This is a genomic window from Ruegeria sp. AP7 (assembly GCF_056539905.1).
This window is the reverse complement of record NZ_JBQFVT010000052.1, coordinates 1-519: the sequence shown is the minus strand read 5'-3', so window position 1 is coordinate 519 and position 519 is coordinate 1. Positions and strand designations below refer to the sequence as shown.

The window sequence follows — 519 nt, the reverse complement described above, 5'->3', positions numbered from 1 at the left end:
CTGAGTGAGGGAAGACAATGGCGAGTGGTTTCTTTCAAGAGATCGAAAAGATCCGGTACGAAGGCGAAGACAGCAAGAACCCGCTCGCCTTCCGTCACTACGATCCGGATGAATTCATCATGGGCAAACGCATGGAGGATCACCTGCGTTTCGCCGTCGCGTGGTGGCACTCGTTCGCCTGGGAAGGCGGCGATCCGTTTGGTGGCCCAACGCTTGAGCGTCCCTGGTATCCGCAGGACGATATGGGCCGTGCCAAGATGAAAGCCGACATCGCGTTCGAGATGTTCGACATTCTCGGGCAGCCCTATTTCTGCTGGCACGACGCGGATATCCGACCCGAACAGGGCAACTATGCGGATAACCTGAGAACTCTGGAAGAGATCACCGACTATATCGGTGAGAAGATGCAGGTCTCGGGCACCAAGCTGCTTTGGGGAACCGCCAATATGTTCAGCCATCGCCGCTGGATGGGTGGGGCCAGCACGAACCCTGATCCGGATGTGTTTGCCTTTGCGGCTG

General features: G+C 57.2%; 1 protein-coding gene. It reads left to right on the top strand.

All coding sequences use genetic code 11. The features are described from left to right. Positions 1-17: 17 nt before the first annotated feature. Positions 18-519, top strand: a 502-nt coding sequence (locus ACR0KN_RS22495) for an apurinic/apyrimidinic endonuclease family protein (RefSeq protein ID WP_480656714.1), incomplete at its 3' end; no start/stop codon positions are given.